The sequence below is a fragment of the Arcanobacterium sp. (ex Cirak et al. 2026) genome (genome assembly GCF_053585065.1).
The window spans coordinates 1-5294 of record NZ_JBQJCE010000022.1 but is presented as its reverse complement, the minus strand read 5'-3'; the positions used below and the strand labels follow the sequence as shown (position 1 = coordinate 5294).

General features: G+C 54.1%; 3 rRNA genes. All 3 read right to left on the bottom strand.

Annotated features, from left to right (window positions below):
- Positions 1-28 precede the first annotated feature (28 nt).
- The 3 genes from rrf to ACTOVJ_RS08150 all read right to left on the bottom strand — a co-directional run bounded on the left by rrf (position 29) and on the right by ACTOVJ_RS08150 (position 5072).
- Positions 29-145 (bottom strand): 5S ribosomal RNA (gene rrf / locus ACTOVJ_RS08160).
- A 92-nt stretch (positions 146-237) separates the two neighbouring features.
- Positions 238-3320, bottom strand: a 23S ribosomal RNA gene (locus ACTOVJ_RS08155).
- 223 nt (positions 3321-3543) lie between these two features.
- Positions 3544-5072: ribosomal RNA gene (locus tag ACTOVJ_RS08150) — 16S ribosomal RNA — on the bottom strand.
- Together the 16S, 23S and 5S rRNA genes form the textbook arrangement of a ribosomal RNA operon.
- Positions 5073-5294 lie beyond the last annotated feature (222 nt).

The following is a 5294-nucleotide window of genomic DNA, read 5'->3' as shown; positions in this document are numbered from 1 at the left end:
GTGGGGGCCAGTGACTGTGAATATGGGTTGACGGCGGTGTCCTACTCTCCCACACCCTCACGAGTGCAGTACCATCGGCGCTGGTAGGCTTAGCTTCCGGGTTCGGAATGGGACCGGGCGTTTCCCTACCGCTATCACCACCGTCAAACGGGTGGACTAACACCACCACACTCGAGTGAGTGTGTTTGGTGGTCCAGAATTGTATAGAGGACGCGAGGATCTATCGTTAGATTAGTTACTTGTAGGTGGTCGGCCATTAGTACCAGTCAGCTCCACCCGTTACCGGGCTTCCACGTCTGGCCTATCAACCCCATCATCTTTAGGGGGCCTCACACACCCAAAAGGGGTGTTTGGAAACCTTATCTTAAAGCAGGCTTCCCGCTTAGATGCTTTCAGCGGTTATCCCTTCCGAACGTAGCCAACCAGCCATGCTCCTGGCGGAACAACTGGCACACCAGAGGTTCGTCCATCCCGGTCCTCTCGTACTAGGGACAGCCCTTTTCAAGTTTCCTACGCGCGCAGAGGATAGGGACCGAACTGTCTCACGACGTTCTGAACCCAGCTCGCGTGCCGCTTTAATGGGCGAACAGCCCAACCCTTGGGACCTACTCCAGCCCCAGGATGCGACGAGCCGACATCGAGGTGCCAAACCATGCCGTCGATATGAACTCTTGGGCAGGATCAGCCTGTTATCCCCGGGGTACCTTTTATCCGTTGAGCGACGGCGCTTCCACAAGCCACCGCCGGATCACTAGTTCCTGCTTTCGCACCTGCTCGACCTGTCAGTCTCACAGTCAAGCTCCCTTGTACACTTGCACTCGCCACCTGATTACCAACCAGGCTGAGGGAACCTTTGAGCGCCTCCGTTACATTTTAGGAGGCAACCGCCCCAGTTAAACTACCCACCAGGCACTGTCCCTGAACCAGATCATGGTCCGAGGTTAGACATCCAGCACAACCAGAGTGGTATTTCAACAATGACTCCACACACACTAGCGTGCATGCTTCACAGTCTCCCACCTATCCTACACAAGCCGTACCAAACACCAATACCAAGCTATAGTAAAGGTCCCGGGGTCTTTCCGTCCTTCTGCGCGTAACGAGCATCTTTACTCGTAATGCAATTTCACCGAGTTCGCGGTTGAGACAGTGGAGAAGTCGTTACGCCATTCGTGCAGGTCGGAACTTACCCGACAAGGAATTTCGCTACCTTAGGATGGTTATAGTTACCACCGCCGTTTACTGGGGCTTAAATTCACAGCTTCGACACACAAAATGTCTAACCATTCCTCTTAACCTTCCAGCACCGGGCAGGCGTCAGTCCGTATACATCCACTTACGTGTTCGCACGGACCTGTGTTTTTGATAAACAGTCGCTTCTCCCTGGTTTCTGCGGCCATCACCCCTAGCCCGAAAAAGACTTCAAGGATCAGGCCCCCCTTCTTCCGAAGTTACGGGGGCATTTTGCCGAGTTCCTTAACCACGATTCTCTCGAACGCCTTAGCATACTCTGCTCGACTACCTGTGTCGGTTTAGGGTACGGGCGGCTCGGACCTCGCGTCGAGGCTTTTCTTGGCAGCACAGGATCACTCTACTTCCCCAAAAAAATGGGTCATCATCCAGCCTCACCCTTCACGTCCCCCGGATTTACCTAGGAAACAGGCTGCACTGTTAAACGTGGCAAGCCATTAGCCACGCGGAAGCTACCACTCTGCGTCACCCCTGTTAACACGCTTACCTACACACAAGTTCAGTTCCCACGCTCCCCATCACCAGACTCCCGAAAGAGACCAGCACAGATCGGATGGTTAGTATCACAAGCTTCAGCATTGGACGGTCCTTCGCCGGTACCGGAATAACAACCGGTTGCCCATCGACTACGCCTGTCGGCCTCGCCTTAGGACCCGACTAACCCAGGGCGGAACAACCTGGCCCTGGAACCCTTAGTCATTCGGCGGACGGGATTCTCACCCGTCATTCGCTACTCATGCCTGCATTCTCACTCGTACGAAATCCACAACCAGTTCCCTGTGCTGCTTCACCTCACGTACGACGCTCCCCTACCCAAACAAAAAATGTCTGCCGCGGTTTCGGCGGTGTACTTAGCCCCGCTACATTGTCGGCGCGGAATCACTTGACCAGTGAGCTATTACGCACTCTTTCAAGGATGGCTGCTTCTAAGCCAACCTCCTGGTTGTCACAGCAACTCCACATCCTTTCCCACTTAGCACACGCTTAGGGGCCTTAACCGGCGGTCTGGGCTGTTTCCCTCTCGACTACGGAGCTTATCCCCCGCAGTCTCACTGCCGCGCTGAACTTAATGGCATTCGGAGTTTGGCTGACGTCAGTACCCGGGTAAGGGCCATCAGCCATCCAGTCGCTCTACCTCCACCAAGCAACACGCGACGCTGCACCTAAATGCATTTCGGGGAGAACCAGCTATCACGGAGTTTGATTGGCCTTTCACCCCTACCCACAGCTCATCCCCTCCATTTTCAACTGAAGTGGGTTCGCGCCTCCACACGCTCTTACACGTGCTTCACACTGGCCATGGGTAGATCACCCCGCTTCGGGTCTAGAACATGCAACTACAACGCATTTTAAAACTCGCTTTCGCTACGGCTACCCCACACGGGTTAACCTCGCTACATGCCACTAACTCGCAGGCTCATTCTTCAAAAGGCACGCCATCACCCCCATCAAAGAGGCTCTGACGGATTGTAAGCGTCCGGTTTCAGGTACTATTTCACTCCCCTCCCGGGGTACTTTTCACCTTTCCCTCACGGTACTTATCCACTATCGGTCACATAGAGTATTTAGGCTTACCCAGTGGTCTGGGCAGATTCACACGAGATTCCACGAGCCCCGTGCTACTCGGGAACACCACAACGAGCCAGCAACATTTCATCTACAGGACTCTCACCCTCTACGGTATTGCTTCCCAACAACTTCGACTATGCCACTAGTTTCTCACTCGCCAAGAGAACGTCGGTCCTCTCCAGCAGGTCCCACAACCCCGATCATGCAACATCCGACGACTATCACACACAACCGGTTTAGCCTCATCCGCTTTCGCTCGCCACTACTCACAGAATATCTTTTCCTCCGGGTACTGAGATGTTTCACTTCCCCGAGTTACCCCCAACTACCCTATACATTCAGGCAGCGGTCACCAGAAACAACTCTGGCCAGGTTTCCCCATTCGGACACCCTCGGATCACAGCTCGTTCGCCAACTCCCCGAGGCTTATCGCAGGCAACAACGTCCTTCATCGGCTCTACATGCCAAGGCATCCACCGAACGCCCTTGAACACTTACAAAAAACCAAAAGATGCTCGCGTCCACTATACAATTCTCAACCACCACACCAACACCACAACAACAACCCCGCAAAAAGCAAGACCATCATCACAGGCAGCACGGGTGTTACCCCAGAACCCAACAGCATGCCAGCTTCCTATTTCCACTAGAAAACCCAACCCCCACAAAAACATGTGAAGACTCTCCCCAACAACAAAAAACAGGAAGAAACAGGCTCCTTAGAAAGGAGGTGATCCAGCCGCACCTTCCGGTACGGCTACCTTGTTACGACTTCGTCCCAATCGCCAATCCCACCTTCGACCGCTCCCCCCAAAAAGGTTAGGCCACGGGCTTCGGGTGTTACCAACTTTCGTGACGTGACGGGCGGTGTGTACAAGGCCCGAGAACGTATTCACCGCAGCGTTGCTGATCTGCGATTACTAGCGACTCCGACTTCATGGGGTCGAGTTGCAGACCCCAATCCGAACTGAGACTGGCTTTAAGGGATTCGCTCCCCCTCACAGGATCGCAACCCTCTGTACCAGCCATTGTAGCATGCGTGAAGCCCAAGACATAAGGGGCATGATGATTTGACGTCGTCCCCACCTTCCTCCGAGTTAACCCCGGCAGTCTCTCGTGAGTCCCCACCACCACGTGCTGGCAACACAAGACAAGGGTTGCGCTCGTTGCGGGACTTAACCCAACATCTCACGACACGAGCTGACGACAACCATGCACCACCTGTACACCAGTCCGAAGACGCACACATCTCTGCATGATTCCGGTGTATGTCAAGCCTTGGTAAGGTTCTTCGCGTTGCATCGAATTAATCCGCATGCTCCGCCGCTTGTGCGGGCCCCCGTCAATTCCTTTGAGTTTTAGCCTTGCGGCCGTACTCCCCAGGCGGGGCACTTAATGCGTTAGCTACGGCGCAGAACCCATGGAAAAGGCCCCACACCTAGTGCCCAACGTTTACGGCATGGACTACCAGGGTATCTAATCCTGTTCGCTCCCCATGCTTTCGCTCCTCAGCGTCAGTAACGGCCCAGTAACCTGCCTTCGCCATCGGTGTTCCTCCTGATATCTGCGCATTCCACCGCTACACCAGGAATTCCAGTTACCCCTACCGCACTCTAGTCTGCCCGTACCCACTGCAGCCCCGGAGTTAAGCCCCGGTCTTTCACAGCAGACGCGACAAACCGCCTACGAGCTCTTTACGCCCAATAATTCCGGACAACGCTCGCGCCCTACGTATTACCGCGGCTGCTGGCACGTAGTTAGCCGGCGCTTATTCAACACCTACCCTCAACTCATCGCCTTGTTCAGTGTTAAAAGGAGTTTACAACCCGAAAGCCTTCATCCCCCACGCGGCGTCGCTGCATCAGACTTGCGTCCATTGTGCAATATTCCCCACTGCTGCCTCCCGTAGGAGTCTGGGCCGTATCTCAGTCCCAATGTGGCCGGTCACCCTCTCAGGCCGGCTACCCGTCGACGCCTTGGTAGGCCATCACCCCACCAACAAGCTGATAGGCCGCGAGCCCATCCCCCACCAGAAAAACCTTTCCAACACCCACCATGCGGCAGACGCAGAATATTCAGTATTAGACCCAGTTTCCCAGGCTTATCCCAAAGAAGGGGGCAGGTTACTCACGTATTACTCACCCGTTCGCCACTAATCCACCAAAAGCAAGCTTCCAGCTTCATCGTTCGACTTGCATGTGTTAAGCACGCCGCCAGCGTTCGTCCTGAGCCAGGATCAAACTCTCCAAACAAAAACCAAAACCACAAAAAGCAGTCCCAATCCATAATCCAGAAAGCCCAAAAAAGGCTCCAAAAAAACCAGACAAACTGGCATAAAAAACAGCCCAACCAAACCCACAAACGAGCCCAGCCAGACCAAACAAAAACCAACCCAAACCAAACACCAAAAATGTTCAATCCAAGTCAGACATAAAAAGCTGACACACTATTGAGATCTCAAACAACACACTCAC